Below are 24,772 nucleotides of genomic sequence, written 5' to 3'. Positions count from 1 at the left end.
GGGTCACCAGCGCGGGTCGCCTGTCATCGCAGGTACCCAATTTATCGGTTCGGGACAGCTCGCCACACCCCTGCCGGGTCAGGCGACCGCCATGACAGCCTGCGGGATGACCACCTTGGTGCTGGCGTCGATCCGGGAGGTGCTGACCTCGGCGCGCGACTCCTCGAGCGCCATGTCGTCGCCGGCTTCGGACAGCACGCGGGACAGCGGGACGTCGAGGGCTCCGCAGATGGCACTGAGCAGCTCGCTGGAGGCTTCTTTACGGCCGCGCTCCACTTCGGAGAGGTAGCCCAGGCTGACCCGCGCGGTATCGGAAACTTCGCGCAGGGTGCGCCCCTGCTCGACGCGCACGCGCCGCAACACGTCGCCGATCACTTCGCGCAGCAGTGTCGTCATCGCGCTCTCCTTCGTCAGCTTCGGGGCCGCAACACTTGCAGCCCCATCGTGGCGTGCTATCCGTGCCAACGCACGACGGACCCCGGATGGTTCCCGGGAATCCGGCGCGCTGGTTCTCTCACTGGTTTTCGATGAGTGTGCGCAGCCGCTGCAGCGCTGCGTGCACCGCGGCGATCCGGATCTGCCAGCGGCTGCCGTCGAGGTGCAGAGCCAGCACCTCGGCACCGACGGGTCCCGCGAACCCGACGAACACCGTGCCGACGGGATGCCCGCCGTGCGGTTCCGGGCCGGCGACACCGGTCAATCCCACTCCCCACGTGGCGCTGCAGCGCTGCTGCGCGCCGACGGCCATGGCCCGTGCGGTCGGCTCGGCCACCGGGCCGACGTCGGCGAGGAGTTCGGGGGCGACGCCGGCGAGCTCGATCTTGGTGTCGACGGTGTAGGTGATGAGGCCGCCGCGCAACACCGCGCTCGCTCCCGGCACGCCCGCGAGCGTCGCCGCGACCAGACCGGCCGTCAGCGACTCCGCCGTGGCCACGGTCTGGCGGCGCACCGTCAGATCGGCGACGAGGGAGCGGGCGTCGTCGCTGACGAGCGGGTCACTGACGAGCGGGTCGGCCACGGGAGTCCCTCACCGCCGAGATGAAGTAGTCGGCGCCGGTGAGGACGGTGAGCACCACGGCGGCGAGCATGACGATCCACGCACCCGTGGACCAGGCCCCGGACAGCGGCAGGATGAACAACCCGATCGCGACGGCTTGCACCGATGTCTTGAGCTTGCCCCCGCGACTGGCCGGGATGACGCCGTGCCGCAGCACCACCAGGCGCAGCAGGGTCACTCCGAGTTCGCGGGCCAGGATCACCGCGGTCACCCACCACGGCAGGTCGCCGAGTATCGAGAGTCCGATCAGCGCCGCGCCGATGAGGGCCTTGTCGGCGAGCGGGTCGATGAGCGTGCCGAACTCGGTCACCATGCCGTAGCTGCGGGCCAGCGCCCCATCGAGCCGGTCGGTGATGACGGCCACCGTGAAAACAGTGAAAGCCATTGCCCGCCAGAAGGATTCGTGACCGTCACCGACGAAAAGGAAAGCCAGGAACACCGGAACCAGGATCAGACGAACCCCGGTCAAGGCGTTGGCCAGATTCGCCACCCGAGCGCGCGGGACCACAGGATCGGTCTGTGGTCGGCCCGGCACCGACACAGAATACTGGTTGCCCGAACCGATACCCTTCCCCGTGTGAGCTCAGATCCGGATGAGGTGGTCGTGCGTCGGGCCAGGACGTCCGACGTGCCGGCCATCAAGGCTCTCGTCGACGTCTATGCCGGCCGCATCCTTCTCGAGAAGAACCTGGTCACGCTCTACGAGTCGGTACAGGAGTTCTGGGTGGCCGAAGCGGCGGGCGAGGTCATCGGGTGCGGCGCGCTGCACGTGCTGTGGTCCGATCTGGGTGAGGTGCGCACCGTGGCCGTCCATCCGAAGGTACGGGGCCGCGGCGTGGGTCACGCGATCGTCGATCAGTTGTTGGCCGTCGCCAAGGAGTTGCGGCTGCAGCGGATCTTCGTGCTGACGTTCGAGACGGAGTTCTTCGGCAGGCACGGTTTCGCCGAGATCGAAGGCACCCCGGTGACCGCGGAGGTCTACGAGGAGATGTGCCGGTCCTATGACACGGGCGTGGCCGAGTTCCTGGACCTGAGCTACGTCAAGCCCAACATTCTGGGCAATACCCGAATGCTCCTCACCCTCTGACGCCCAAACCGACATTCGGGCGCGAAAGTGCGAGTGCGTCGCGCCTTTTTGTCGATCTCGGCGCCATAGGGCGCGCCTAGCTCAGAAGTCCGGCTCGTCGCCTGAATCTCCGTCGCCACCCACCGCGTCGCTGCCGCCGCGGATCAACGCCAGCGTGCCGGCCAGATCGTCGGGCTTGACCAGCACCTCGCGTGCCTTCGAGCCCTCCGACGGCCCGACGATGCCGCGCGTCTCCATCAGGTCCATCAGCCGGCCCGCCTTGGCGAAGCCCACCCGCAGCTTGCGCTGAAGCATCGAGGTGGAGCCGAACTGCGACGACACCACGAGTTCCACCGCCTGCAGGAACACGTCCATGTCGTCGCCGATGTCGGGGTCGACGTCTTTGCGTTCCCCGGCCTTGACCGCGGTGACACCTTCGACGAACTCCGGCTCGGCCTGGTCCTTGGTGGCGTTGACGACGGCGGAGATCTCCTCGTCGGTGATGAATGCGCCCTGCAGTCGGATCGGCTTGTTGGCCCCCATCGGCAGGAAGAGCCCGTCGCCCATGCCGATCAGCTTCTCGGCGCCGGGCTGGTCCAGGATGACGCGGCTGTCGGTCAGCGACGACGTCGCGAACGCGAGCCGCGACGGCACGTTGGTCTTGATCAGACCGGTGACGACGTCGACCGACGGCCGCTGGGTGGCCAGCACGAGATGGATGCCGGCGGCGCGAGCCTTCTGGGTGATCCGCACGATCGCATCCTCGACGTCGCGGGGCGCGGTCATCATCAGGTCGGCGAGCTCGTCGACGATCGCGAGGATGTAGGGGTAGGGCTTGTATTCGCGATTGCTGCCGAGCGGCGCCGTGATCTCCCCGGTGCGCACCTTCTCGTTGAAGACGTCGATGTGGCGCACGCGGGAGGCCTGCATGTCCTGGTAGCGCTGCTCCATCTCCTCGACCAGCCAGGCCAGCGCGGCGGCGGCCTTCTTGGGTTCGGTGATGATCGGCGTGATCAGGTGCGGAATGCCTTCATACGGCGTCAGTTCCACCATCTTGGGGTCGATCAGGATCATCCTGACCTCTTCCGGGGTGGCACGCGCGAGCAACGACACCAGCATCGAGTTGACGAAGCTCGACTTACCGGAACCGGTGGAGCCGGCGACCAGCAGGTGCGGCATCTTGGCCAGGTTGGCCGAGATCATCTCACCTTCGATGTCCTTGCCCAGGCCGATCACCAGCGGATGGTGGTCGGAGCGCACCACCGGGTCGGTCAGCACATCGGCCAGCCGCACCATCTCGCGATCGGTGTTGGGCACCTCGATGCCGACCGCCGATTTGCCGGGGATCGGCGCGAGCATGCGGACGCTCTCGGTGGCCACGGCGTAGGCGATGTTGCGGTGCAGCGCGGTGATCTTCTCGACCTTCACACCCGGGCCGAGTTCGACCTCGTAGCGGGTCACGGTCGGGCCGCGCGTGCAGCCGGTCACGGCGGCGTCGACCTTGAACTGCTCGAGCACCGAGGTGATGGCGTCCGTCATGTGCTGGTTGGCCGCGGTGAGCCGTTTCGGCGGGTCACCGGCGATCAGCAACTCCAGCGACGGCAGCGTGTAGGGACCCTCGACGACACGGTCCAGCGTGAGCGTCGGCTCCTTCCGCGTCTTCTTGCGGGTCTTGACCGACGGGGGCGGGTCGGCCACGTCCTCGTCGAGCGGATAGTTCTCCATCGGGGTGCCCGCGGGCTTCGCCAGCGGCACGGTGGGTTGAGTGGCCGAGGGCCAGGATGCGGACTCCTCCCCAGCGGTCGGATCCTCGTCGTAGTACCCGTCGGAGAAGTCCTCGGCGGCGCCGGCGGGGGCCGGTTCGTCGTCGTCGAACCATTCCTCGTCATCGTCGTCAGTACCGCGCCAACGCGTCGAGAACATGTCGTGCAGCGTCGCGGGCACCTCGCGGATCGTGGTGCCGGTGATCAGGAGGACGCCGAAGAGCGCGCCGATGACGAGCAGCGGCGCGGCGATCCACGCCGTCAAGCCGTCGGCCAGGGGCCCACCGATCGCGAAGCCGACGAAGCCGGCCGCGTGTTGGCGTGCCACGGGGTCCTGCGGCGATCCCGACCACAGGTGCAGCAGTCCGAGAGCCGGCAGCGCGATCATCGCCGCACCCAGGATGAAGCGTGGGCGCGACTCCGGATCCGGCTCGGAGCGCATCAATGCGACACCGATGACCGCCAACGCGAGCGGCACGAGGACGACGGCGCCGCCGACGAGCATGCGCAGGAAGGTGTCGATCCACTCTCCCACCGGGCGTGCCGCGTCGAACCAGGAACTCGCGGCCACCACCACCGCGAGCGCAAGCAGACCCAGGGCGATGCCGTCGCGGCGATGGCCCGGGTCGAGATCGCGGGCGCGACCGACCGAGCGGGCAGTGCTGCCGGCACCCTTGGCCAGCATCAGCCACCCGGCGCGGGCGCCGCGGCCGACGGCGGTTCCGGCGGCGGCCACCGGCGACGGGCCCCGACGCGTGGGTTTGCGACGGGGCGGCGCCGGGCGCGACGACCGCGCAGAGCCCCGAGAACTGGTCTTCGACCTGGTCGAACGGGCGCCAGCGCGGGACGCGGTCTTACTCGCCATGCCGGTAAGCCTAGTCGCACAGGCCCCAGATGCACCATCTGCCACACAGGTCACAGATAGGTCTCGGCAGGCCTCGGGCGACGATCGGGTGTGGCCCGCCGACACCGCCGGCAGCAGACAGTACGGTGAGCCCTGTTCAGTCCCGCTCGAAGAGGAGTCCCCCATGCCTGTCGTCGTCGTCGCGACCATGATCGCCAAACCCGAGTCCGTGGACTCCGTCCGCGATGCCTGCAAGAAGGCGATCGAGGCCGTGCACGACGAGCCCGGTTGCGAGCTCTACGCCCTGCACGAGGCGGACGGCACGTTCGTGTTCGTGGAGCAGTGGGCCGATGCGGACGCCCTCAAGGCCCATGGTTCCGCACCGGCGGTCGGCACGCTGTTCGGCACCATCGGCGAGCTCCTCGACGGCGCCCCCGACATCAAGATGCTCGCCCCCGTGGTCGCCGGCGACCCGGCCAAGGGTCAGCTCCGTCCCTGACGATGGGTGAACTCAGCGGCAAGGTGGCCCTGATCACCGGCGCCGCGCGCGGACAGGGCCGGGCGCACGCGGTCACCCTCGCCTCGGCGGGTGCCGATGTCATCGCGATCGATCTGTGTGCGCAGATCGATTCGGTGCCCTACCCGTTGGCCACGCGCGACGACCTGGCCGAGACGGTGGCACTGGTCGAGAAGGCGGGCGCGCGGATCGTGGCATCCGAAGCCGACGTGCGAGATCGCGACGCGCTCAAGGCGGCCGTCCGAGAGGGCACCGAGCGCCTCGGCGAACGGCTCGACATCGTGATCGCCAACGCGGGTATCGCGCCGATGACGGCGCCGCAGGCGTGGCAGGACGTCATCGACGTCAACCTCACCGGGGCCTACCACACCATCGACGTCGCGATGAAGCCGATGATCAAGTACGGCAACGGCGGCGCGATCGTGCTGACGAGCTCTGTCGCCGGCCTGGTGGGTGTCGGCGCGCCCATCGCGGGCGCGGTCGGGTACACCGCCGCCAAGCACGGCATGGTGGGACTGATGCGGGCCTATGCGAATTTCCTTGCGCCATACAGCATCCGGGTCAACTCCGTGCACCCCGCCGGGGTGAACACCCCGATGATCGACAACGAGTTCACCCGATCCTGGCTCGACGGCATGGCCGCCGAGAGCGGGCCGGACATGAGCAACGCGCTGCCGGTGCGGGCGTTGGAGGCCGAGGACATCGCCAACGCGGTGTACTGGCTGGTCTCCGACGCCGCGCGGTACGTCACCGGCGTGGCACTGCCCGTCGACGCCGGGTTCGTCAACAAGCGATGACGGGCCGCAACCCCGTCGCGCAGACAGCGTTCGGACCGATGGTGCTCGCGGCGATCGAGCACAACGAAGCGCCGCACCGGCGGCTCGTGGACGACGATCTGGCCGAGGCGTTCCTACCGGCCCGGCTGCGCGCGCTGGTGGCGGCCACCCGCGTGGCACCGGTGCGCCGGACCGTCATGGCGGCAGCGCAGCGCAGCGGACCGGGCCTGTGGTCGAGCATCGCCTGTCGCAAACGCCTCATCGACGAGCGCCTCTCCGACCCCCTCAACGAGACCGATGCCGTCGTCGTCGTCGGCGCCGGTTTCGACACCCGCGGGTGTCGCATCGCCCGGCACAGCGACATGCCGGTGTACGAGGTCGATCAGGCGGTCACCATCGAGCGCAAGGCTGCGGTCCTGCACCGGGTGTTCGGCGGCATCCCGGCCTCGGTGCATCTGGTGGCCGCCGACCTCGAACGCGACGATCTGCTGGCGGCACTGCAATCGGCGGGCTACGACGCGTCGCGGCGTACGTTCTTCATCGTCGAAGGGGTCACGCAGTACCTCTCCCCCGACGCCGCGCGCACCACGTTGGCCGCGCTCGGCACAGCCGCCGCAGGCAGCCGGTTGGTGTTCAGCTACATCCGGCAGGACTTCCTGGACGGGACGAACTTGTACGGCGCGGCATCTGTGCACCGGCGATTCCGCGGACGACGCCCGATCTGGCACACCGGATTGATACCCGAGCGGCTCGGCGAGTGGCTGGCCGAGCTGGGCTGGCAGCTGGTCGAGCAGGCCGGCCCCAGCTACTACCGCGACCTCTACATCCGCCCCACCGGTCGCGCTGTGGCGGCCTCCCCGATCGAGTGGACCGCGGTGGCCCAGCGCTGACGACACCGGCGAAGGACTTTTGTCACTTCCGCGGTTCCCTGTGGCCCTAACCGGCGGGCGCCCGGATCGGCGATCGTCGATGACGACGCCGACGAGATGCACCGGCGCCGAGCAGGGGGAATCGACGTGACCAGACTTCTCATCGCCGAGTCCGATCCACGGATCGCGACGGCGATCCGCAGTCAACTGCGCGCTCAGGGATTCTCGGTGACTCTGGTGGCCGATGGACGGTGCGCCTACCACGACGCACGCCACGGCAATTTCGATCTTCTGATCGTGGGCGCACGTATGCCGGGCATGGACGGTCTCGATGTCGTGCGCCGCCTACGCGCCGACGGTCTGCGGCTGCCGGCCATCCTGCTGACGACCCGCAGCCGCGCTGCGCGGGCCTGCGCGACACGCAGCACCTCGCGCGAGGAGTTCGTCTCCGTGGCCCCGTTGCGCGCCGCCGAACTCACCGAGGCGGTGCGAAGCCTGCTGTCGCACCGCCGCATCGCCCGCACCCCGGAGCTCCGCTACGGCGGCCTGCGGGTGGATCTCGCAAGCCGGCGGGCACACGTCGGGGACTACTGCGTCGACCTGTCCGCACGCGAGTGCGATCTGGCTGCGACGTTCCTGCGCCATCCGGGCCAGGTTCTCAGCCGCGAGTACCTGCTGCGACAGGTGTGGGGTCACGACGAACCGGAGTCGAACGTCGTCGACGTCTACGTCCGCTACCTGCGACGCAAGCTCGGCGCGCACTGGTTCGCCACCGCACGCGGTGTGGGGTACCGGCTGCAGGCCTGCTAGACCTCGATGACGGTCGGCACGATCATCGGCTGACGCCGGTACGTCTCCCCCACCCATTTGCCCACGATGCGCCGCACCGCCTGGGCGATGCGCGCCGGGTCGGTGATGTGTTGGGCTGCTAGGTTGTCCAGCTCGGCCTCGACGCGACGCGCGACCGGCTCGAGCGCTTTGGGATCCTCGGAGAAGCCGCGTGAGCTCAGGTGCGCCGGCGCCACCGCCTGACCGGTACCGCGGCGCACCACGATCGTCACCGCGATGAAGCCGGACGAGAGGATGAGCCGCTCACCCAGGGTCGCATCCCCGACGTCGCCGGTGACGAGCCCGTCGACGAACATCTTGCCCACTGCGACCGCCCCGGCGACGGCGACGCGACCGGCCGCCAGGTCGACGCTGACGCCGTTCTCGGCGATCACGATGTTCTCCTCGTCGACGCCGGTGCTGGCCGCCAGGGCGGCGTTGGCGCGAAGCATGCGCCAGGTGCCGTGCACGGGCATCACGTTGCGCGGGCGCACCCCGTTGTAGAGGAACAGCAGTTCACCCGCGTAAGCATGTCCCGAGACATGCACGCGCGCTTGACGATTCGTGACCACGCGGGCGCCGACCTTGGCCAGCGAGTCGATCACCCCGTACACCGCCTCCTCGTTGCCGGGGATCAGCGACGAGGACAGGATCACCAGATCACCCGCGGTCAACGTGATGCTGCGATGCTCGCCGCGCGACATCCTCGACAATGCCGCCATCGGCTCCCCCTGGGTGCCGGTGGTGATCAGCACGACGCGGTCGGCCGGCATCATCTCGGCGGCGCCGATGTCGAGGACATCGGAATCGGCGACGGTGAGGTAACCGAGTTCGCGGGCGATGCCCATGTTGCGCACCATCGACCGGCCGACGAACGAGACCTTCCGGCCGAGCGAGACCGCGGCGTCGATGATCTGCTGGACGCGGTCGACGTTGGAGGCGAAGCACGCGACGATGACGCGCCCGTCCGCGCCGCGGATCAGACGGTGCAGCGCGGGCCCGATCTCACTCTCCGACGGCCCCACCCCGGGAATCTCGGCGTTGGTGGAGTCGCACAGGAACAGGTCGACGCCGGCGTCGCCGAGGCGGGACATCCCGGGCAGGTCCGTCGGCCGCCCGTCGAGCGGGAGCTGGTCGAGCTTGATGTCGCCGGTGTGCAACACCGTGCCCGCGCCGGTGTGGATGGCCACGGCCAGGCATCCGGGAACCGAGTGGTTGACCGCGAAGTACTGACACTCGAACACGCCGTGGGTGGAACGCTGCCCTTCGGCGACCTCGACCAGTGTCGGCGAGAGTCGGTGCTCGCGACATTTCGCGGCGATCAGAGCGAGGGTGAACTTGGAGCCGACGACCGGGATGTCGGCGCGCATCTTCAGGAGGTAGGGAATGCCCCCGATGTGGTCCTCGTGGCCGTGGGTGACGACGATCGCCTCGATGTCGTCGAGCCGGCCCTGGACGTGGCGCAGGTCGGGCAGGATCAGGTCGACGCCCGGTTCGTCGTGGGTGGGGAACAGCACGCCGCAGTCGACGATCAGCAGCCGACCGAGATGCTCGAATGTCGTCATGTTGCGGCCGATTTCGTTGATGCCGCCGAGAGCGGTCACCCGCAGTGCTCCGGCGGCCAACGGGCCGGGTGCGACGAGTTCGGATTCCACCGGCGATCCCGTTACCGAAGCACCGCGGCGGCCCGCAGGTCCGCCGCCAGTGCCTCGAGTTGGTCGTCGGTGGCCGGCACCTGCGGCAGCCTCGGGTCGCCGACCTCGAAGCCCTTCAGCCGGAGCGCCGCCTTGGACAGCGTGACGCCGCCCAGGCGCGCCTGCGCCGCCATCAGGGGCGCCAACGACACGTTGATCTTGCGCGCGGTCGCCACATCACCGGAGGCGAAGGCGGACAGCATGTCTCGAAGTTGCCCGGCCGCGACGTGACCCCACACGCTGATGAAGCCCGTCGCGCCCATCGCCAGCCACGGCAGGTTCAGCGCATCGTCACCGGAGTAATAGGCCAGTCCCGTCTCGGCCATGATCTGGCCGGCTCCGGGCAGATCCGCCTTGGCGTCTTTGATCGCGACGATGTTGGGGTGCTGGGCCAGGGTCCGGATCGTGTCCCATTCGATCGGCACGACCGAGCGCGGCGGGATGTCGTAGAGGATGTTCGGCAGCTCGGTCGCATCGGCGACGGCGCGGAAGTGCGCGAGCAGGCCCTCCTGCGGCGGACGCGAGTAGTACGGGGTCACCACGAGCAGTCCGTGCGCCCCCTCCGCGGCGGCCGCTCGGGCGAGCCCGACGCTGTGCGCGGTGTCGTAGGTGCCCGCGCCGGCGACGACGCGCGCGCGGTCCCCGACCGCTTCGAGCACAGCGCGCAGCAGGGCCAGCTTCTCGGCATCGGTGGTGGTCGGTGATTCGCCGGTGGTGCCGGAGACCACGAGGCCGTCGCAGCCGGCGTCGACGAGGTGACCCGCCAGGCGCGCCGCGGTCTCGGTGTCCAGCGAACCGTCGGGCTTGAACGGGGTGACCATGGCCGTCAACAGGGTGCCCAGCCGGGCGGTGACGTCGAAGGCGCTGGTGCTCACGGGCACCAAGATTACCCGGTGGCCCTCAGCCTTCCGTGGCCAACGGGCTGGTGGCGACCTCACTGCCATCGGCCAGCACGGTGATCTCGAAGTCGGCGAACACGGCGGGCGCCGTGTTCGCGAGCTGGCGCAGGCATTCCACGGCGAGCCGTCTGATCTCGACGTCGGCGTGTTCGCTGGCCCGCATCGCGATGAAATGTCGCCACGCCCGGTAGTTGCCGGTGACGACGATCCGGGTCTCGGTCGCGTTGGGCAGCACCGCGCGGGCGGCCTGTCGGGCCTGCTTACGCCGCAGCGTGGCGTTCGGCACGTCGGCGAACCTCTCTTCTAGCCGTTCCAGCAGCTCGACGTAGGCGGCCCGGCTGGCGTCGGCCGCGTCGGCGACGATGCGGGTCAGCTCGGGGTCGCCGTCGACACCCGGGGGCGCCACCACGGCCACGTCGCCGTCGGGTACGTAGCGCTGCGAGAGCTGTGAGTAGGAGAAGTGCCGGTGTCGGATCAGCTCGTGGGTGCACGAGCGGGAGATCCCGGTGATGTAGAACGACACCGTCGCGTGTTCGAGCACCGAGAAATGTCCGACGTCGATGATGTGCTGCAGGTAGGCGGCGTTGGTCGCCGTCTTCGGGTTGGGTTTGGACCAGCTCTGATAGCACGCCCGGCCGGCGAATTCGACCAGCGCCGCACCGCCGTCGGCATCGGTGCTCCAGTCGACGTCGGGGGGCGCGGTGAATTCCGTCTTGGCGATCAGCTGCACGCGCAGCGGCGCGATCTCGGCCACCGGCGCAGCCTAGCTGCTCTCACTCGGCGGGCACGCCGGCGCGACGCATCGCGGTCATGATGTGTCCGAAGTCGATCGTGCCGTGCGCGCGGGCCAGTGCGTCGGCGTCGTCGGCCCGGCCTTCGGCGATCGCCGCGACGATGAGTTCGTGCTCACGCAGGGCCCGCGCCTCGACGGTCCGCATGGTGTCGGGTTCCCCCCACAGGTGAGCCGGCGCGCCGATACTCACCCGCGCCTTGAGATCGTTGAGCACGCCGGCGAGCACGTCGTTGTGGGCCGCCTCGGAGATGGCCGCATGCAACCGGCTGTCCGCCTGCTGAGCCGCCAGGCCGGTCGCAGCGGTGCGATATTCCTCGAGCCGCTGCCTCAGTACCGCGATGTCGGTGTCGGTGCGGGCTTCAGCGGCTGCCCGGCACACCGCCCCCTGCAGGCGACACACCGCGTCGCACTGGACCCGCAGCTCGTCGAGGCGGCCGGCCAACGTGCGCCCGACGGCTTCGGTCGACGAATCCGGCCACTGCTGGCGCACGAACGATCCCCCACCCCGTCCCCGGCGCGTCTCGAGCAGCCCGCGATCGACCAACCGCGCCAGCGCCGCACGCACGGTCATCCGGCCGGCGCCGAGGTAGGCCGCCAGGTCGCGCTCGCCGGGCAGGCGCGCGCCCGGGAGGTACTCGCCGATCGCGATCGCGGTGATCAACCGGTCGGTCACCTCGTCGACCCGCGACGAGGAATCCAGCTGTCGGTGCAGCACGCCGGACGGTGCTTCACCCATGGGTGATCCGTTGTGCCCCATCAGCACCAGTCCCCTTCGAGTCACCGACATGTTAAATCGTTTGATTGGTCTTGCAGGGAGACCTTTAGAGGTTCATGCTGATGCGATGCAGCGCGAGACCCGTCTGGTCGCCTTCTGCGAATACCAGACCTGGGTACAGATCACCACGCCGGATCGCCCGAAACCCGGGGCGTTGCCGTTGTTCGTCCTGCACGGCGGACCCGGCATGGCACACAACTACGTGGCCAACATCGCCGAGCTGGCCGACCAGACGGGCCGGACGGTGATCCACTACGACCAGCTCGGGTGTGGCAACTCCACCCACCTACCCGACGCACCGACCGACTTCTGGACGCCCGCTCTGTTCGTCGACGAATTCCACACCGTCGCAGGCACTCTCGGTATCGAGACTTATCACCTGCTCGGACAGTCCTGGGGTGGCATGCTGGGCGCCGAGATCGCCGTGCGCCGCCCCGCCGGCCTGGTCTCGCTGGCGATCTGCAATTCACCGGCGTCGATGGAGCTGTGGGTGCAGGGCGCGGCAGAACTGCGCGCGCAGCTGCCGCCGCAGACTCAGGATGCGCTCGAGCGGCACGAGGCGGCCGGCACCGTCACCGATCCGGAGTATCTGGCCGCGACGATGGAGTTCTATCGCCGCCACGTCGCGCGGATGGACCCGTTCCCGCAGGACTTCCTCGACTCCGAGGCGCAGATGGAGGCCGAACCGACGGTCTATCACACCATGAACGGGCCCAACGAGTTTCACGTCGTGGGCACCCTTCGGGACTGGTCGATCATCGATCGTCTGCCCGACATCGAGGCGCCGACTCTGGTCGTCGCAGGTGAATTCGACGAGGCCACACCCGCCACCTGGCGGCCCTACGTCGAGCACATCCCCGACGCGCGCGGTCACGTCTTCGCCGGCTGCAGCCATTGCAGCCATCTGGAGAAGCCCGAGGAGTTCCGCGCCGTGGTCGCGAGCTTCCTCACCGAACACGAGGACACCCCATGACCGACATCGAACCCGCCGCCCAGCGCACGCTGGAATCGTTCGGCTACAAGCAGGAACTGCACCGCTCGGTGTCGACCTTCGACCTGCTGGTCTACGGGCTGGTGTTCATGGTGCCGATCGCCCCGTGGGCGATCTTCGGCACCGTCTACAACAGCTCGTCGGGCATGGTGCCCCTGGTCTACGTGATCGGGCTGGTCGCGATGATCTTCACCGCGCTCGCCTACGCCCAGATGGCGAAATCGTTCCCGCTCGCCGGCTCGGTGTTCTCCTATGTGGGTCGCGGAATACATTCCGGGGCAGGCTTTTTCGCCGGCTGGGCGATGCTCCTGGACTACCTTCTGGTGCCCACGCTGCTGTATGTCTTCGCTGCGGAGTCGATGATCGGATTGTTCCCGGACACACCGCGGTGGATGTGGGCGATCCTGTTCGTCCTCGTCAACACCGCGATCAATCTGTTGGGCGTCGACTCGCTGAAGATGGCCAACCGGGTGTTCCTCGCGATCGAGCTGGTGTTCGTGGTGGTGTTCGTCGTGATCGCGGTGCGTGCGATCAGCGGTGGCAGCCTGCCCGACGTCGGATGGAGCACGACCCCGATCTGGAACTCGGACACCGTCAGCGCACCTCTGCTGGCTGCTGCGCTGTCGATCGCGGTCCTGAGCTTCCTCGGCTTCGACGGGATTTCGACGCTCGCCGAAGAGTCCACGGGCACGCGCAATCCGGCCGGCAAGGCGATGGTCGGTGCGCTGTTCATCGTGGCGTTCCTGTTCATCGTGCAGACGTGGCTGGCCAGTCTGCTCGCCGGTGGTCGCGAGGCGTTCGGAGACGACGAGGTGGGCAACGCCTTCTTCAATCTCGTGCAGGCTGCGTCGTCCACCGGCTGGATGGACGCGTTCTTCGTCGTCAACGTGCTGGCCGTCGGCTTCGCCAACGCGATGGCCGCCCAGGCCGCGACCAGCCGGCTGCTGTTCTCGATGAGCCGCGATCGTCAACTTCCCCACTTCCTGTCGAGGATCAGCGCGCGCCAGGTGCCGATCGCGGCGATCCTGACCGTCAGTGCGCTGTCGATCGTGCTCGTGTTGTTCTTCGTCGGCCAGATCGGCTTGATCTCCTCGCTGGTCAACTTCGGCGCCCTGTTCGCGTTCTGCCTGCTGCACATCTCGGTGGCCTGGTACTACCTGGGCCGCAAGAAGTCGACGAACTACCTGCTGCACCTGGTGGTGCCGGCGCTCGGCTTCGTGATCATCGCCTACGTGCTGATCAACGCCGACTCGTTGGCCAAGATCGGCGGCATCGTGTGGCTCGCGATCGGCGCGATCGTCTACGTCGTCAACCGGATGCGCGGAATCGGCGCGGGTCCGTCGGCGGATCACGCCGTGGAGTCGCCCGCGGCGACGGGCTGAGTTCAGTCCTGCCGGCTCGACGTGGTGAGGCGCCGGTGCTCCACGCGATCGCCGCCCGCCCGTTTGGCCCGGTACATGGCGGCGTCGGCGGTGGCGATCATCCGGTCGAGGAAGTCCGGGGCGGTGGTGTCGTGGTCGGTGAGCAGCGCTGTGCAACTGCCGAGGCTGGCGGTGATGTCGAACGGCAGCGCCGCGATGTTCGCGCGGACGGCGTCGGTGGTCTCTGCGTGACCTGACGGCGCGTCGGTGTCGGCGACGACGAACTCTTCCCCACCGAGGCGGCCGAGGACGGCGGTCTCACCGCAGGTGTGCCTGAGCACGTCGCCCACGTCGGCGAGCGCCCGGTCGCCCGCCGCATGTCCACGGGAATCGTTGAGGCCCTTGAAGTCGTCGAGGTCGATCATCGTGACATTCACCGCACCGCCACTGCCCTGACGCCCGACCAGTTCCCGGAGCGCCTGATAAAAGGAGCGCCGGGTCAGCAGACCGGTGAGCGAGTCGCGGCCGGATTCCACCAGGTCGGCATGCAGGGAGTGCACCAGGGAGTAGATGCCGAAAGGTACGCCGACGTTGAGCGCCACCACGGTGACCGCCGCGCTGATCGTCACCGAGACGTCGCCGGTGTCCACGATGAGTCGGGTCGCGGTGATCACCGCGCACACGGCAGCCACCGCGCCGTTGACCAGGACGTCGGCCAGCCGGTGGAAGTACGCCAGGAATCCGCCGAGCACGGCGAACATCACACAGCCCATCAGACCCGCATAGGCATACGACATCGACAGGGAGCCCGCGGCGATGCACGCACAGCACACCAGGTTGTAGATCAGGGATCGTGTGTGGGTCGGCCAGCCGGGTAGCCACACGGTGGAGACAGCGATCGCGCCGGCGCCGGCGGCGATCGCCACCGCCCGCCCGACGGGAGTCGACGGGCCGACGGGGCTGGTCAGCAGGATCAGCGGCAGCGTGCCGAGGACGCAGGTGAACGCGAATATGGCCATGCGCCATCGCTTCTCGAGGCCGCGTCGGCGCAGGTATGCGCTCAACGCGTCGAATCGACCGGCGTCGCGCCATCCGGACATGCATGGGTCCCGTCGTGTTCTGTTCGTCGTGCTAACGGATTCATTGTGCCCGCTCCCGGCAGGCCTGTGCGCGCCTTGTCGTGGTCAGCGAACCCGCCGCAGCGACGTTAGTGTTGGGCGTGTCTTTCATGCCCGAGGGCGCCTCCACGATCGCCTCGCGCCTCCTGGACGTCATCGACTCCGACATCCTGCCGCTGACCGAACATGGCGTGGCCGGCGGCAACAAGGTCTTCGGGGCCGCGCTGCTGTCGAAATCGGATCTGTCCCTGGTGATCGCGGGGACCAACGCCGAGACGGCGAACCCGCTGTGGCACGGCGAGATCAACACACTCCGACAGTTCTACGAGCGCCCCGATCGTCCCTCGACGACGGACTTGATCTTCCTCACCACGCACGAACCGTGCACGCTGTGCATGTCGGCGATCACGTGGGCAGGCTTCGACAACTACTACTACTTCTACAGCCACGAGGATTCCCGCGACAGCTTCGCGATCCCCCACGATCTGGTGATCCTGCGCGAGGTGTTCGGCCTCGAACCCGGTGGTTACCGGCGCAGCAACGCGTTCTGGACCGCGCACTCCATCGTCGAGCTGATCGAGAGCGAGAACGAGCCGCTGCGCTCGACGCTGCTGAATCAGCGTGAAAGCATCCGCGCCCGGTATGACTCCCTGTCGCGGAAGTATCAGAAGAGCAAGGGCGACAACGACATACCGCTGAACTAGGCCGGTTCAGCCAGGGTTGGCGGCGATGAAGTCGACGACGACCGTCGCCAATTCGGGGCCCTTGTCCTCCTGCAGGAAATGCCCGCCACCGGCGATGGTCACCTCGGGTTGGCCGTGCGCCCCCGGAATCAGTTTCCGCAGCGCGGCGTCTCCACCCCGGGTGATCGGGTCAGAGTCGGAGAAGGCGCACAGGAACGGCTTCTCGAACCGCCGCAACGCCTCCCAGGCCGCCCGGTTCGCGGATGCGGCCGGGTCGTCCGGGCTCGTGGGTACGAGCGTCGGGAACTGCCGCGCCCCGGCCTTGAACGAGTCGTCGGGGAACGGAGCGTCGTAGGCGGCGATGACATCGGCCGGCAGTGTCGACACACAGCCGCCGTCGATGATCCCTCCGACCGGGAAGTCGGGGCTCTCCTGGCTGAACCGCTGCCACGCGAGGAACGCCTCGCCGGGATGCTGATCTCCGGTGGGCAACGCGGTGTTGGCGGCGACGACCCGGGCGAAGCGGTCGGGATGCTCTCCCACCAGACGCAGCCCGATGAGCCCACCCCAGTCCTGGCACACCAGCGTGATGCCGGTCAGGCCGATCGCCTCGATGGCAGCCCAGGTCCAGTCGACGTGCGCCTGATAGGTGTAGTCCTCACGCCGGGCCGGTTTGTCGCTGCGGCCGAAGCCCACCAGATCGATCGCGACCGCGCGCAGGCCGGCGCCGGTGAGCACCGGGATCATCGTGCGATAGAGGTAACTCCAGGACGGCTCCCCGTGCAGGAGCAGCACCACCTCCGCGTCGCGGGGCCCCTCGTCGAGGTAGTGCATGCGTATCCCCGCGACATCGACGTAGTGGGGCGCGAACGGGAAGTCGGGCAGATCGGCGAAACGCTCATCGGGGGTACGCAGGATGTCCATGGAGTCAGCCAAGCAGAGCGGTCCGCAGAGCGGAAGCGAGATCACCCTTCTCCCCGACGACGACCTCGTCGAGCCCCAGCCACCGCGCCATCGTCGTCAGCTCATCGGCCAGCGGGCGCGCCACGCGCGTCGGCGTTTCGCCGTCCTCGGTGAACGCTCCCACCACCTGTAAAGCCCCCGCGGTCCGGTCCGCCTTGAGGTCGACCCGCCCCACCAGCCGACCGTCCAGCAGGAACGGCCACACGTAATAGCCGAACTGCCGCTTGGGGGCCGGGGTGTAGATCTCGATGCGGTAATGGAAGCCGAACAGCCGCTCGACACGAGGCCGGAAGAAGATCAGCGGATCAAACGGGCAGAGCAGCGCGGTGCCGCGGTCACGCCGCGGGATGATCTGGCCGGCGCGCAGGTAGCCGGGCGCGGTCCAGCCGTCGACCTCGACGGGCTCCAGCTCACCGTCCGCCACCAGCGCGGCGAGCGCCGGCTTCACCTGCCGGGCGCTGAGCCGAAAATAATCCCGGATGTCGGCCTCCGTGGCGATCCCCAGCGCGGTGGCCGCCCGCAGCGCGAGCTCGCGAACCGCGTCCGGCTCACTGACCTGCCGGGCCACCACGTCGGCCGGCAGGACCCGCTCGGTCAGGTCGTAGTGCCGGGCGAACCCGATGCGCGTGGCTGTCGTCAGCACACCGGCGGACCAGAGAGCTTCGGCGACCCACTTGGTGTCGCTGCGGTCCCACCACGGGCCTTTGCGGCCCCGCGGCTCGGACTCCAGGTGAGCCTCGATCTGGCCTGCGGTCGCGGGCCCGAGCTCGGCGATCGCGGCGACGATGTCCTTGGCGAGTTTCGCGTTGCGTTTGACGATCTCGACGCCCCATCGGCCATGGGCATACTCGGCCATCCGCCAGCGCATCAACGGCCAGTCGTCGACGGCCATCAGCGCGGCCTCGTGAGCCCAGTACTCGACGAGCAGCCGCGGCGACCGTGCCGAATGACTCCACGCCGCGCGGTCCAGCAGGTCGCGGTCGTACGGACCGAGGCGGCTGAACACCGGGGCGTAATGAGCCCGCACCGCCACCGAGACGGAGTCGAGTTGCAGCACCTGGATCCGGGCGATCAGCCGCTTGAGGTGTCCGCGGGTGACCGCGCCGGATGGTTTCGCCTCGCCGAACCCCTGCGCCGCGACGGCCACCCGCCGGGCCTGCGCGGCGGTGATCATGCCCGCCGGTAGGTGGCGAACCGGTAGCGCAGGCCCGATGAACTGTCCTGCCAGGCACCCACCGTGCCCACCCAGCCCTCGTCGAGGACCGGAGCGAGGGCGTCCTCGTCTTCTCGTCGCAAGTCGATGTCGATCTCGGTGACCTCGCACCGCGTCGCCTGCGGCAGCGTCAGCCCGTAGATCTCCGACCCACCGATCACCCAGGCGTCCTCGAGCGGGATTCCCCCGAGGTCGGTCACCGTCTCTGCCCCGTCAGCCACGTAGTCAGCATGCCGGGTGAGTACGACATTCCTGCGCCCCGGCAACGGCCGGAACCGCGTCGGCAGCGATTCCCAGGTCCGGCGGCCCATGATCACCGTGTGGCCCATGGTCAGCTCCTTGAAGCGGGCCATGTCCTCGGGCAGCTGCCACGGGATGCCGTTGTCGCGGCCGATCACCCCGGAGCTGGACTGTGCCCAGATCAGATTCAGGCCCACTAGACGGCCACCGGCGCTTTGATCGCCGGGTGCGGATCGTAGTTTTTGACGACCACGTCCTCATAGGTGTAGTCGAAGATCGAATCACGTTGCGCCAGAACGAGTTCAGGATACGGCCGCGGGTCCCGGGAGAGCTGTTCGGTGACCTGCTCGACGTGGTTGTCGTAGATGTGGCAGTCCCCGCCCGTCCAGACGAAGTCGCCGACGTCCAGGCCCGCCTGGGCAGCCATCATGTGGGTCAGCAGCGCATAGCTGGCGATGTTGAACGGCACGCCGAGGAACAGATCGGCGCTGCGCTGGTAGAGCTGGCAGCTCAGGCGGCCGTCGGCGACGTAGAACTGGAAGAACGCGTGGCACGGTGGTAGCGCCATCTGCGGGATCTCTCCGACGTTCCATGCCGAGACGATGTTGCGCCGACTGTCGGGGTCGCGCTTGAGCAGTTCCAGGGCCGCGCTGATCTGGTCGATGTGCTCCCCCGACGGCGTCGGCCAGGACCGCCATTGGACACCGTAGACAGGGCCGAGATCGCCTGTGGGCGAGGCCCATTCGTCCCAGATGGTGACACCGCGCTCTTGCAGCCAGCGCACGTTCGAATCGCCGCGCAGGAACCACAGCAATTCGTAGACGATCGACTTGGTGTGCACCTTCTTGGTGGTGATCAGCGGGAACCCCGCGCTCAGGTCGTACCGCAGTTGGTGGCCGAACACGCTGCGGGTGCCGGTGCCGGTGCGGTCCGATTTCGCGGTTCCGTGGTCCAGCACCAGACGCAGGAGGTCCTCGTAGGGCGTCGGGATCGGCACGGCCCATAGCTTACGGGCCGGGACCGGGAGTAGAACGGAACCCATGCCGAGGATCACCGACACTGTCACTACCGCTGACGGCTCCTGCCCCGTCAGCCTGCACACGCCCGACGGCGACGGCCCCTGGCCGGGCGTCGTGATGTACCCCGATGCCGGCGGTGTCCGGGCGACCTTCCGGGCGATGGCGGACAAGCTGGCCGACCACGGCTATGCGGTGCTGGTGCCCGACGTCTACTACCGCGACGGGGACTGGGCGCCGTTCACGATGGCGACCGTGTTCGAGGACGAGGCCGAGCGCACGCGGCTGTTCGCGATGATGGGCAAGGTGACTCCCGAGGTCATGGCGTCTGACGCTGCCGCCTTCTTCGACTATCTGGCCGCCCGTCCGGAGGTGCGCGGCGACGCGTTCGGGACCACGGGCTATTGCATGGGTGGGCGCACGTCGTTGACGGTGGCCGGTCTGGTGCCCGAACGGGTTGCCGCAGCGATGTCCTTTCACGGTGGGGGGTTGGTCACCGACGAACCGAACAGCCCGCACCGGCTGGCCGATCGGATGCGGGCAGCGGTGTACGTCGGCGCGGCCAAGAACGACCGGTCGTTCACGGTCGACGACGGCGAGACCCTGGACAAGGCACTCACCGCGGCCGGAATCGAGCACACCGTCGAGTTCTACGACGCGTTCCACGGCTTCGCCGTGCCCGACAACGGACCCTATGACGAGCCCGCAGCGCGGCGACACTGGGAGGCGATGCAGTCGTTTTTCGGCTCTCACCTAGGGTGAGCGGCGTGTATGACCAGACCTTCAGCGAATCGGAGTCCGGCGAACGCGGCTTCCGCATAGATCCGGTGCTGGCGCGCAGCTGGCTGCTCGTCAACGGTGCGCAGTACGAACGGTTCGCGCCGGCGGAGCAGTCGCGGGCGGACATCGTGGTACTGGACATCGAAGATGCCGTCGCGCCGAAGGACAAGGTCCGCGCGCGCGACAACGTCATCCGCTGGCTCGCCGACGGCCACGACGACTGGGTCCGGGTGAACGGCTTCGGCACCGAGTGGTGGGCCGGTGACCTCGACATGCTGGGCGGCACCTCGGTGGGTGGGGTGATGCTCGCGATGGTGGAGTCGGTCGATCACGTCACCGAGACCGCCAAAAGGCTCCCGAACGTGCCGGTGGTCGCGCTGGTCGAGACGGCGCGCGGGCTGGAGCGCATCACCGAGATCGCCTCGGCCAAGGGCACTTTCCGGTTGGCTTTCGGCATCGGCGACTTTCGCCGCGACACCGGCTTCGGCGACAATCCCACCACTTTGGCCTATGCGCGGTCGCGCTTCACGATCGCAGCCAAGGCCGCGCATCTGCCGGGGGCGATCGACGGACCGACCGTCGGCTCTTCGGCTCTGCGGTTGAGCGAGGCGACGGCGGTGTCGGCCGAGTTCGGAATGACCGGCAAGATCTGCCTGACCCCGGATCAGTGCCCGACGGTCAACGAGGGGTTGTCTCCGTCGGTCGAGGAAATCAGCTGGGCCAAGGAGTTTCTCGTCGAATTCGAACGCGACGGCGGTGAGATCCGCAACGGCTCGGACCTTCCGAGGATGGCGCGCGCGAACAAGATCCTCGACCTGGCGCGCGCCTACGGCATCGAGCCCTCGGATTTCGACGACGTCGACGACCCGGTGCACATCCCGGCGCCGTCAGATACCTACCACTACTGAGTTCGACGGCGGCCCTTGAGGAATGTCGCCAGGCCGCGGAAGATGCCGCGGGCGGCGTAGACGCCCGCCAGGATCGACAGCAGGATCATCACGACGAACATCAGCACCCAGTTCGTCCGGCCGTGGTCGACGTTCCACCACACGATCGTGAAGAGCACTGCACAGACGAATACGACGATGTCGCGCCAGTTCCCCTCGTAGGACGCGGCGAGCTGGCGCAGTTCCCTGTTCTTGTCGACAGCGCCGATCAGATCATCGATCCGCTGGTCGATGACGCGCTGCAGTTCTGCTCGCCGCTCCACCTGCTCGGCTGGTATCCGATCCAGCAGGTCCATGTCCTTCGCGATCAGCGCGCGGACGTCGGGCGGCCGCAGGTTGCCGGCGGCGACACCGAGCAGGGCACCACCGGCGATCGGCGCGCCGGCGAGCGCGATTTCGGCAAGACCTGGCACGACGCTCCTTCATCAGTCCATCAATGTCGCAGCCAGTGTGCCGCCCAGTTCCACGGCCCGCTCGCGAACGGCGCGATCGATCGGCCCGGTGACCGTCAGCGGCGCGGCGACAGCCCGCAGCTCGAGCCCCGCGGCGATCTTCTCCACGGACGCGACCGCGCCCACGGTGTCGTCGTTGCCGTGCACCCACAGGCCATAGGGGCGGCCGGCCACGTGATCGAGGCTCGGGTAATAGACGCTGTCGAAGAAGTGTTTGAGCGCGCCCGCCATGTAGCCGAAGTTGGCGGTGGTGCCGAACAGATACCCATCGGCGTCGAGCATGTCGGGCAGCGTCGCGGCCAGTGCCGGTTTGACCGTGACCTCGACTCCGTCGATGTCGGGGTCGCGGGCTCCGGCCAGCACCGCGTCCACGAGCTCGCGGGTGGCCGGCGAGGGCGTGTGGTGCACGACGAGCAGCGTCCTGCTCATCGCCCAGCCTCCTCCATCTGCATCGCCTTCTTCATGGTCTCGCGGGCACGGCTGCGGTCGCCGGCGTAGTCGTAGGCGCGTGCCAACCGGTACCAGAGGCGCCAGTCGTCCGGCTGCGCCTCGACTTCCTCTCGCACAGAAGCGAACAGCGCGTCGGCGGCGTCCCGCTGGATGCGGCCCGAGGGTCTGCGGGGCAGGTCGCTGATGTCGAGCTCCATGCCCTGTTCGCGGGCGAGCCGGGCCAGGCGCTGATGCGCGAGACCCGCACGCAGAGTGGCGATCAACGCCCAGGCGCCGACGACGGGCAGGATCAGGATTGCCACACCGAGGCCGATGGGAGCTGCCTCGCCGGAGGTGATCAGGATGACCGCGGCTCGGCCGAGCAGCACGAAGTACACCACGAGCGCGACGCTCATGAAGCCGATCAGAAGCTGGGTGCGCAGCGCGCGGCGACCCTCGTTCATGCCAGGTCGAGCAGCGGTTCCAGACCGACGGTCAGCCCGGGACGGTCGCGGATCTTGCGGACGGCCAACAGCACGCCGGGGACGAACGAGGTGCGGTCGATGCTGTCGTGCCGGATGGTGAGCGTCTCGCCCTCGGTGCCGAAGAGGACTTCTTGGTGGGCCACCAGCCCCGCGAGGCGGATGGAGTGCACCGGGATTCCGTCGACGTCAGCGCCGCGCGCCCCGTCTAGACCGGTGCTGGTCGCATCAGGGTTGGGCGGCATGCCTTTTCGCGCTTCGGCGATGAGCTTCGCGGTGCGAGCCGCGGTCCCCGATGGCGCATCGGCCTTGTGGGGATGGTGCAGTTCGATGACCTCGACCGACTCGAAGTACTTGGCGGCTTGCTGGGCGAAGTACATCGACAGCACGGCGCCGATCGCGAAGTTCGGGGCGATCAGCACCGACACGTCGGGCTTGCCGTCGAGCCAGGCACGCACCCGGTCGAGGCGTTCGTCGGTGAAGCCTGTGGTGCCGACGACAGCGTGAATTCCGTTGTCGATGAGGAACTTCAGGTTGTCCATGACGACGCTGGGGTGGGTGAAGTCGATGACGACCTCGGTGTCGGTGTCGACGAGCGACGACAGGTCGTCGCCGGCGTCGACGCCCGTGGTGAACGTGAGATCGTCGGCGGCCTCCACGCCTGCCACCATCGCGGCGCCGACCTTGCCCTTGGCGCCCAGCACTCCGACTCGCATGCGCCGAGCCTAACGTGTCGGCCGTCGCGCCCTTCGTCGAAACTCGTTGGCCTCGCTCGCACCGTTGACCCCTGCAGTCACACGGTGATTAATTTCTGTCGGTGGGTCGAACTAGTGTTCGAGTCATGGATGTGGTCGCGGATGCGGTGGCGGGGATGCGGGCTCAGCTCGCGATCCTGTCGCAGGCCTGCGACACCCTGACCCACCGCGAGCTGGTGGCGTTGATGTCGGAGGTCACGTCAGTGATCCGGTCTGTCCCATCGCTGGAACATCAGATCCTGTCCCGTCTGACCACCGAGACGGAGCCCCGTCGGCTCGGGGAAGCGTCATGGAAGAAAGTACTCACCACCGCGCTGCGGGTGACCGATCGTGAGGCGAAACGACGCCTGGCTGACGCCGAGAACCTGGGGCCCCGGCAAGCCCTGACCGGCGAACCGCTGCCACCGGCCTGGGAGGCAACAGCGGCCGCGCAAGCCGCCGGATCGTTGGACGCCAAACACGTCGCGGTGATCGCCAAATTCCACGACGGGCTGCCGGTGTGGGTCGACGTCGACACCCACGCCGCCGCCGACCGCCAGCTCGCCTCGCTGGGATCCGGGCTCACGCCCGAGGATCTGAAGAAATCGGCGGATCGGTTGGCGGCGATGATCGACCAAGACGGCCCCGAACCCACCGACGCCGACCGCGCCCGCAAGCGCGGCATCACCCTCGGCGAGCAGCAGGCCGACGGCATGAGCAGGCTCACCGGCTGGATCACCCCCGAAGCACGCGCCACCTACGAGGCCATCCAAGCCAAACTCGCCGCCCCCGGCATGTGCAACCCCGACGACGAGACACCCTGCGTCGACGCAGAACCCGCGCCCGAACAAGCGCGCTCGGACACCCGGAGTGCGGCACAACGCAACCATGACGCGTGGCTGGCCGTGGGCCGGATGGCGCTGAGTTCCGGAGATCTCGGTTCTCACAATGGGTTACCGGTGACGGTGATCGTCTCCACAACACTGCAGCAACTGGAGAAGTCCGCGGGGGCAGCGCTCACCGGCGGCGGCAGCTTGTTGCCGATGGCCGACCTGATCCGGATGTCCGCCCACGCGCACCACTATCTGGCGGTGTTCGACCAGCACACCAACCAGCCGCTCTACCTCGGCCGCAGCAAGCGGCTCGCCTCCCCGGCACAACGAATCGTGCTGCACTCCTCCGCCCGCGGCTGCACCCGACCCGGCTGCACGGTGCCCGGCTACTGGACCCAGGTCCACCACATTGAGGACTGGAAGCGCGGCGGGGCCACCGACATCACCAACCTCACCCTCGCCTGTGGGACGGACAATCGGATGGTCGAGCAGACCGGCTGGACAACGAAGGTCAACCACCGCGGCCACACCGAATGGCTCCCTCCGCCAGACCTGGATACCGGGCAACGGCGCGTGAACGGCTACCACCACCCCGAACGCCACCTCCTGCCCGAAGACGACCACGGACCGTAGTGGCGGAAGTTACTGT

28 protein-coding genes are annotated in these 24,772 nt (G+C 68.3%); 11 read left to right on the top strand and 17 right to left on the bottom strand.

Annotated features, from left to right (window positions below):
• Positions 1-78: 78 nt before the first annotated feature.
• The 3 genes from clgR to pgsA form a co-directional block, all read right to left on the bottom strand.
• Positions 79-396 (bottom strand): transcriptional regulator ClgR, encoded by a 318-nt coding sequence (clgR, locus tag MHN84_RS24835; RefSeq protein WP_241207184.1) that lies wholly within the window; start codon positions 394-396, stop codon positions 79-81.
• 118 nt (positions 397-514) lie between these two features.
• Positions 515-1,018: a CinA family protein gene (locus MHN84_RS24830; RefSeq protein ID WP_241207183.1), complete on the bottom strand. Its 504-nt coding sequence runs from the start codon at positions 1,016-1,018 to the stop codon at positions 515-517.
• Positions 996-1,592 carry a CDP-diacylglycerol--glycerol-3-phosphate 3-phosphatidyltransferase gene (pgsA, locus tag MHN84_RS24825; RefSeq protein ID WP_241207182.1) on the bottom strand — a complete coding sequence of 199 codons (597 nt, stop codon included), beginning with the start codon at positions 1,590-1,592 and terminating at the stop codon, positions 996-998. Before pgsA ends, MHN84_RS24830 begins: the two co-directional genes overlap by 23 nt.
• 42 nt (positions 1,593-1,634) lie before the next feature.
• Here pgsA and MHN84_RS24820 point away from each other — a divergent pair, with 42 nt between their 5' ends.
• Positions 1,635-2,144, top strand: coding sequence for an amino-acid N-acetyltransferase (locus MHN84_RS24820; protein ID WP_241207181.1), 510 nt, complete (start codon positions 1,635-1,637; stop codon positions 2,142-2,144).
• 81 nt (positions 2,145-2,225) lie between these two features.
• Here MHN84_RS24820 and MHN84_RS24815 read toward each other — a convergent pair whose 3' ends face one another.
• Positions 2,226-4,751, bottom strand: coding sequence for a DNA translocase FtsK 4TM domain-containing protein (locus MHN84_RS24815; RefSeq protein WP_374238422.1), 2,526 nt, complete (start codon positions 4,749-4,751; stop codon positions 2,226-2,228).
• Positions 4,752-4,914: 163 nt separating this feature from the next.
• Here MHN84_RS24815 and MHN84_RS24810 point away from each other — a divergent pair, with 163 nt between their 5' ends.
• The 4 genes from MHN84_RS24810 (at position 4,915) to MHN84_RS24795 (ending at position 7,702) form a co-directional block, all read left to right on the top strand.
• Positions 4,915-5,229 carry a putative quinol monooxygenase gene (locus tag MHN84_RS24810; protein WP_241207180.1) on the top strand — a complete coding sequence of 105 codons (315 nt, stop codon included), beginning with the start codon at positions 4,915-4,917 and terminating at the stop codon, positions 5,227-5,229.
• 2 nt (positions 5,230-5,231) lie between these two features.
• Positions 5,232-6,044 (top strand): mycofactocin-coupled SDR family oxidoreductase, encoded by an 813-nt coding sequence (locus MHN84_RS24805; protein ID WP_241207179.1) that lies wholly within the window; start codon positions 5,232-5,234, stop codon positions 6,042-6,044.
• On the top strand, positions 6,041-6,913 hold the full coding sequence (locus MHN84_RS24800) for an SAM-dependent methyltransferase (protein WP_241207178.1): 873 nt from the start codon (positions 6,041-6,043) through the stop codon (positions 6,911-6,913). Before MHN84_RS24805 ends, MHN84_RS24800 begins: the two co-directional genes overlap by 4 nt.
• Before the next feature lie 126 nt (positions 6,914-7,039).
• Positions 7,040-7,702 (top strand): response regulator transcription factor, encoded by a 663-nt coding sequence (locus tag MHN84_RS24795; protein ID WP_241207177.1) that lies wholly within the window; start codon positions 7,040-7,042, stop codon positions 7,700-7,702.
• Here MHN84_RS24795 and MHN84_RS24790 read toward each other — a convergent pair.
• Genes MHN84_RS24790 through MHN84_RS24775 form a run of 4 tightly spaced genes read right to left on the bottom strand, consistent with a single transcriptional unit; the run spans position 7,699 to position 11,842 of the window.
• Positions 7,699-9,375, bottom strand: coding sequence for a ribonuclease J (locus MHN84_RS24790; RefSeq protein WP_241207176.1), 1,677 nt, complete (start codon positions 9,373-9,375; stop codon positions 7,699-7,701). The genes MHN84_RS24795 and MHN84_RS24790 overlap by 4 nt on opposite strands.
• An 11-nt stretch (positions 9,376-9,386) precedes the next feature.
• Positions 9,387-10,289 carry a 4-hydroxy-tetrahydrodipicolinate synthase gene (gene dapA, locus MHN84_RS24785; RefSeq protein WP_241207175.1) on the bottom strand — a complete coding sequence of 301 codons (903 nt, stop codon included), beginning with the start codon at positions 10,287-10,289 and terminating at the stop codon, positions 9,387-9,389.
• Between the two features lie 25 nt (positions 10,290-10,314).
• Positions 10,315-11,067 carry an FAD-dependent thymidylate synthase gene (gene thyX / locus MHN84_RS24780; protein ID WP_241207174.1) on the bottom strand — a complete coding sequence of 251 codons (753 nt, stop codon included), beginning with the start codon at positions 11,065-11,067 and terminating at the stop codon, positions 10,315-10,317.
• A gap of 19 nt (positions 11,068-11,086) precedes the next feature.
• Positions 11,087-11,842, bottom strand: a complete 756-nt coding sequence (locus MHN84_RS24775; RefSeq protein WP_241207173.1) for a FadR/GntR family transcriptional regulator — start codon at positions 11,840-11,842, stop codon at positions 11,087-11,089.
• 106 nt (positions 11,843-11,948) lie between these two features.
• Between MHN84_RS24775 and MHN84_RS24770 the strand changes: the two genes are divergently transcribed.
• Positions 11,949-12,854 (top strand): proline iminopeptidase-family hydrolase, encoded by a 906-nt coding sequence (locus MHN84_RS24770; protein WP_241207172.1) that lies wholly within the window; start codon positions 11,949-11,951, stop codon positions 12,852-12,854.
• Complete coding sequence (locus tag MHN84_RS24765; protein WP_241207171.1) at positions 12,851-14,254, top strand: APC family permease; 1,404 nt, start codon at positions 12,851-12,853, stop codon at positions 14,252-14,254. Before MHN84_RS24770 ends, MHN84_RS24765 begins: the two co-directional genes overlap by 4 nt.
• Before the next feature lie 2 nt (positions 14,255-14,256).
• On the opposite strand, the gene MHN84_RS24760 is transcribed toward MHN84_RS24765, so the two are convergent.
• Positions 14,257-15,333 (bottom strand): GGDEF domain-containing protein, encoded by a 1,077-nt coding sequence (locus tag MHN84_RS24760; RefSeq protein WP_241207170.1) that lies wholly within the window; start codon positions 15,331-15,333, stop codon positions 14,257-14,259.
• 128 nt (positions 15,334-15,461) lie between these two features.
• Here MHN84_RS24760 and MHN84_RS24755 point away from each other — a divergent pair, with 128 nt between their 5' ends.
• Complete coding sequence (locus MHN84_RS24755) at positions 15,462-16,055, top strand: nucleoside deaminase (protein ID WP_241207169.1); 594 nt, start codon at positions 15,462-15,464, stop codon at positions 16,053-16,055.
• Positions 16,056-16,061: 6 nt separating this feature from the next.
• On the opposite strand, the gene MHN84_RS24750 is transcribed toward MHN84_RS24755, so the two are convergent.
• The 4 genes from MHN84_RS24750 to MHN84_RS24735 are packed head-to-tail and all read right to left on the bottom strand — an operon-like array spanning position 16,062 to position 19,447.
• Entirely contained in the window at positions 16,062-16,958 is an 897-nt protein-coding gene (locus tag MHN84_RS24750) for a haloalkane dehalogenase (protein ID WP_241207168.1), read from the bottom strand.
• A 4-nt stretch (positions 16,959-16,962) separates the two neighbouring features.
• Entirely contained in the window at positions 16,963-18,171 is a 1,209-nt protein-coding gene (locus MHN84_RS24745; RefSeq protein ID WP_241207167.1) for a winged helix-turn-helix domain-containing protein, read from the bottom strand.
• Complete coding sequence (locus MHN84_RS24740) at positions 18,168-18,647, bottom strand: dihydrofolate reductase (protein WP_241207166.1); 480 nt, start codon at positions 18,645-18,647, stop codon at positions 18,168-18,170. Before MHN84_RS24740 ends, MHN84_RS24745 begins: the two co-directional genes overlap by 4 nt.
• Complete coding sequence (locus MHN84_RS24735) at positions 18,647-19,447, bottom strand: thymidylate synthase (protein WP_241207165.1); 801 nt, start codon at positions 19,445-19,447, stop codon at positions 18,647-18,649. The genes MHN84_RS24740 and MHN84_RS24735 overlap by 1 nt, the downstream gene beginning before the upstream one ends.
• Before the next feature lie 43 nt (positions 19,448-19,490).
• Here MHN84_RS24735 and MHN84_RS24730 point away from each other — a divergent pair, with 43 nt between their 5' ends.
• Positions 19,491-20,228 (top strand): dienelactone hydrolase family protein, encoded by a 738-nt coding sequence (locus tag MHN84_RS24730; RefSeq protein WP_241207164.1) that lies wholly within the window; start codon positions 19,491-19,493, stop codon positions 20,226-20,228.
• A gap of 5 nt (positions 20,229-20,233) precedes the next feature.
• On the top strand, positions 20,234-21,154 hold the full coding sequence (locus tag MHN84_RS24725) for a CoA ester lyase (RefSeq protein WP_374238421.1): 921 nt from the start codon (positions 20,234-20,236) through the stop codon (positions 21,152-21,154).
• Here MHN84_RS24725 and MHN84_RS24720 read toward each other — a convergent pair.
• Genes MHN84_RS24720 through dapB form a run of 4 tightly spaced genes read right to left on the bottom strand, consistent with a single transcriptional unit; the run spans position 21,148 to position 23,272 of the window.
• Entirely contained in the window at positions 21,148-21,606 is a 459-nt protein-coding gene (locus MHN84_RS24720) for a hypothetical protein (RefSeq protein WP_241207162.1), read from the bottom strand. The genes MHN84_RS24725 and MHN84_RS24720 overlap by 7 nt on opposite strands.
• A gap of 12 nt (positions 21,607-21,618) precedes the next feature.
• The gene (locus MHN84_RS24715; protein ID WP_241207161.1) at positions 21,619-22,074 is read right to left on the bottom strand and encodes an NAD(P)H-dependent oxidoreductase; all 456 of its coding nucleotides are present in this window, start codon (positions 22,072-22,074) and stop codon (positions 21,619-21,621) included.
• On the bottom strand, positions 22,071-22,538 hold the full coding sequence (locus tag MHN84_RS24710) for a hypothetical protein (protein ID WP_241207160.1): 468 nt from the start codon (positions 22,536-22,538) through the stop codon (positions 22,071-22,073). Before MHN84_RS24710 ends, MHN84_RS24715 begins: the two co-directional genes overlap by 4 nt.
• Complete coding sequence (dapB, locus tag MHN84_RS24705) at positions 22,535-23,272, bottom strand: 4-hydroxy-tetrahydrodipicolinate reductase (RefSeq protein ID WP_241207159.1); 738 nt, start codon at positions 23,270-23,272, stop codon at positions 22,535-22,537. The genes MHN84_RS24710 and dapB overlap by 4 nt, the downstream gene beginning before the upstream one ends.
• A gap of 125 nt (positions 23,273-23,397) precedes the next feature.
• On the opposite strand from dapB, the gene MHN84_RS24700 reads away from it, so the two are divergent.
• A complete protein-coding gene (locus tag MHN84_RS24700; protein WP_241207158.1) occupies positions 23,398-24,756 on the top strand; it encodes an HNH endonuclease signature motif containing protein in 1,359 nt (452 codons plus the stop codon).
• Positions 24,757-24,772 lie beyond the last annotated feature (16 nt).

Origin of the sequence: Mycobacterium sp. PSTR-4-N (genome assembly GCF_022348085.1) — a bacterium.
In the GTDB taxonomy this organism is placed as follows: domain Bacteria; phylum Actinomycetota; class Actinomycetes; order Mycobacteriales; family Mycobacteriaceae; genus Mycobacterium.
Note: the sequence above shows the minus strand (reverse complement) of the source record. Positions and strands in the feature narration are given on the sequence as shown.

What these genes read in the sequence shown, in the direction of transcription:
- MHN84_RS24730 (WP_241207164.1), top strand. Translation starts at nt 19,491, where the DNA reads ATGCCGAGGATCACCGACACTGTCACTACCGCTGACGGCTCCTGCCCC.
- MHN84_RS24815 (WP_374238422.1), bottom strand. Translation starts at nt 4,751, where the DNA reads ATGGCGAGTAAGACCGCGTCCCGCGCTGGCGCCCGTTCGACCAGGTCG.
- MHN84_RS24800 (WP_241207178.1), top strand. Translation starts at nt 6,041, where the DNA reads ATGACGGGCCGCAACCCCGTCGCGCAGACAGCGTTCGGACCGATGGTG.
- MHN84_RS24810 (WP_241207180.1), top strand. Translation starts at nt 4,915, where the DNA reads ATGCCTGTCGTCGTCGTCGCGACCATGATCGCCAAACCCGAGTCCGTG.
- MHN84_RS24765 (WP_241207171.1), top strand. Translation starts at nt 12,851, where the DNA reads ATGACCGACATCGAACCCGCCGCCCAGCGCACGCTGGAATCGTTCGGC.
- MHN84_RS24770 (WP_241207172.1), top strand. Translation starts at nt 11,949, where the DNA reads ATGCAGCGCGAGACCCGTCTGGTCGCCTTCTGCGAATACCAGACCTGG.
- MHN84_RS24760 (WP_241207170.1), bottom strand. Translation starts at nt 15,333, where the DNA reads ATGTCCGGATGGCGCGACGCCGGTCGATTCGACGCGTTGAGCGCATAC.
- dapB (WP_241207159.1), bottom strand. Translation starts at nt 23,272, where the DNA reads ATGCGAGTCGGAGTGCTGGGCGCCAAGGGCAAGGTCGGCGCCGCGATG.
- MHN84_RS24715 (WP_241207161.1), bottom strand. Translation starts at nt 22,074, where the DNA reads ATGAGCAGGACGCTGCTCGTCGTGCACCACACGCCCTCGCCGGCCACC.
- MHN84_RS24755 (WP_241207169.1), top strand. Translation starts at nt 15,462, where the DNA reads ATGCCCGAGGGCGCCTCCACGATCGCCTCGCGCCTCCTGGACGTCATC.
- MHN84_RS24700 (WP_241207158.1), top strand. Translation starts at nt 23,398, where the DNA reads ATGGATGTGGTCGCGGATGCGGTGGCGGGGATGCGGGCTCAGCTCGCG.
- clgR (WP_241207184.1), bottom strand. Translation starts at nt 396, where the DNA reads ATGACGACACTGCTGCGCGAAGTGATCGGCGACGTGTTGCGGCGCGTG.
- MHN84_RS24805 (WP_241207179.1), top strand. Translation starts at nt 5,232, where the DNA reads ATGGGTGAACTCAGCGGCAAGGTGGCCCTGATCACCGGCGCCGCGCGC.
- MHN84_RS24775 (WP_241207173.1), bottom strand. Translation starts at nt 11,842, where the DNA reads ATGGGTGAAGCACCGTCCGGCGTGCTGCACCGACAGCTGGATTCCTCG.
- MHN84_RS24745 (WP_241207167.1), bottom strand. Translation starts at nt 18,171, where the DNA reads ATGATCACCGCCGCGCAGGCCCGGCGGGTGGCCGTCGCGGCGCAGGGG.
- MHN84_RS24710 (WP_241207160.1), bottom strand. Translation starts at nt 22,538, where the DNA reads ATGAACGAGGGTCGCCGCGCGCTGCGCACCCAGCTTCTGATCGGCTTC.
- MHN84_RS24750 (WP_241207168.1), bottom strand. Translation starts at nt 16,958, where the DNA reads ATGGACATCCTGCGTACCCCCGATGAGCGTTTCGCCGATCTGCCCGAC.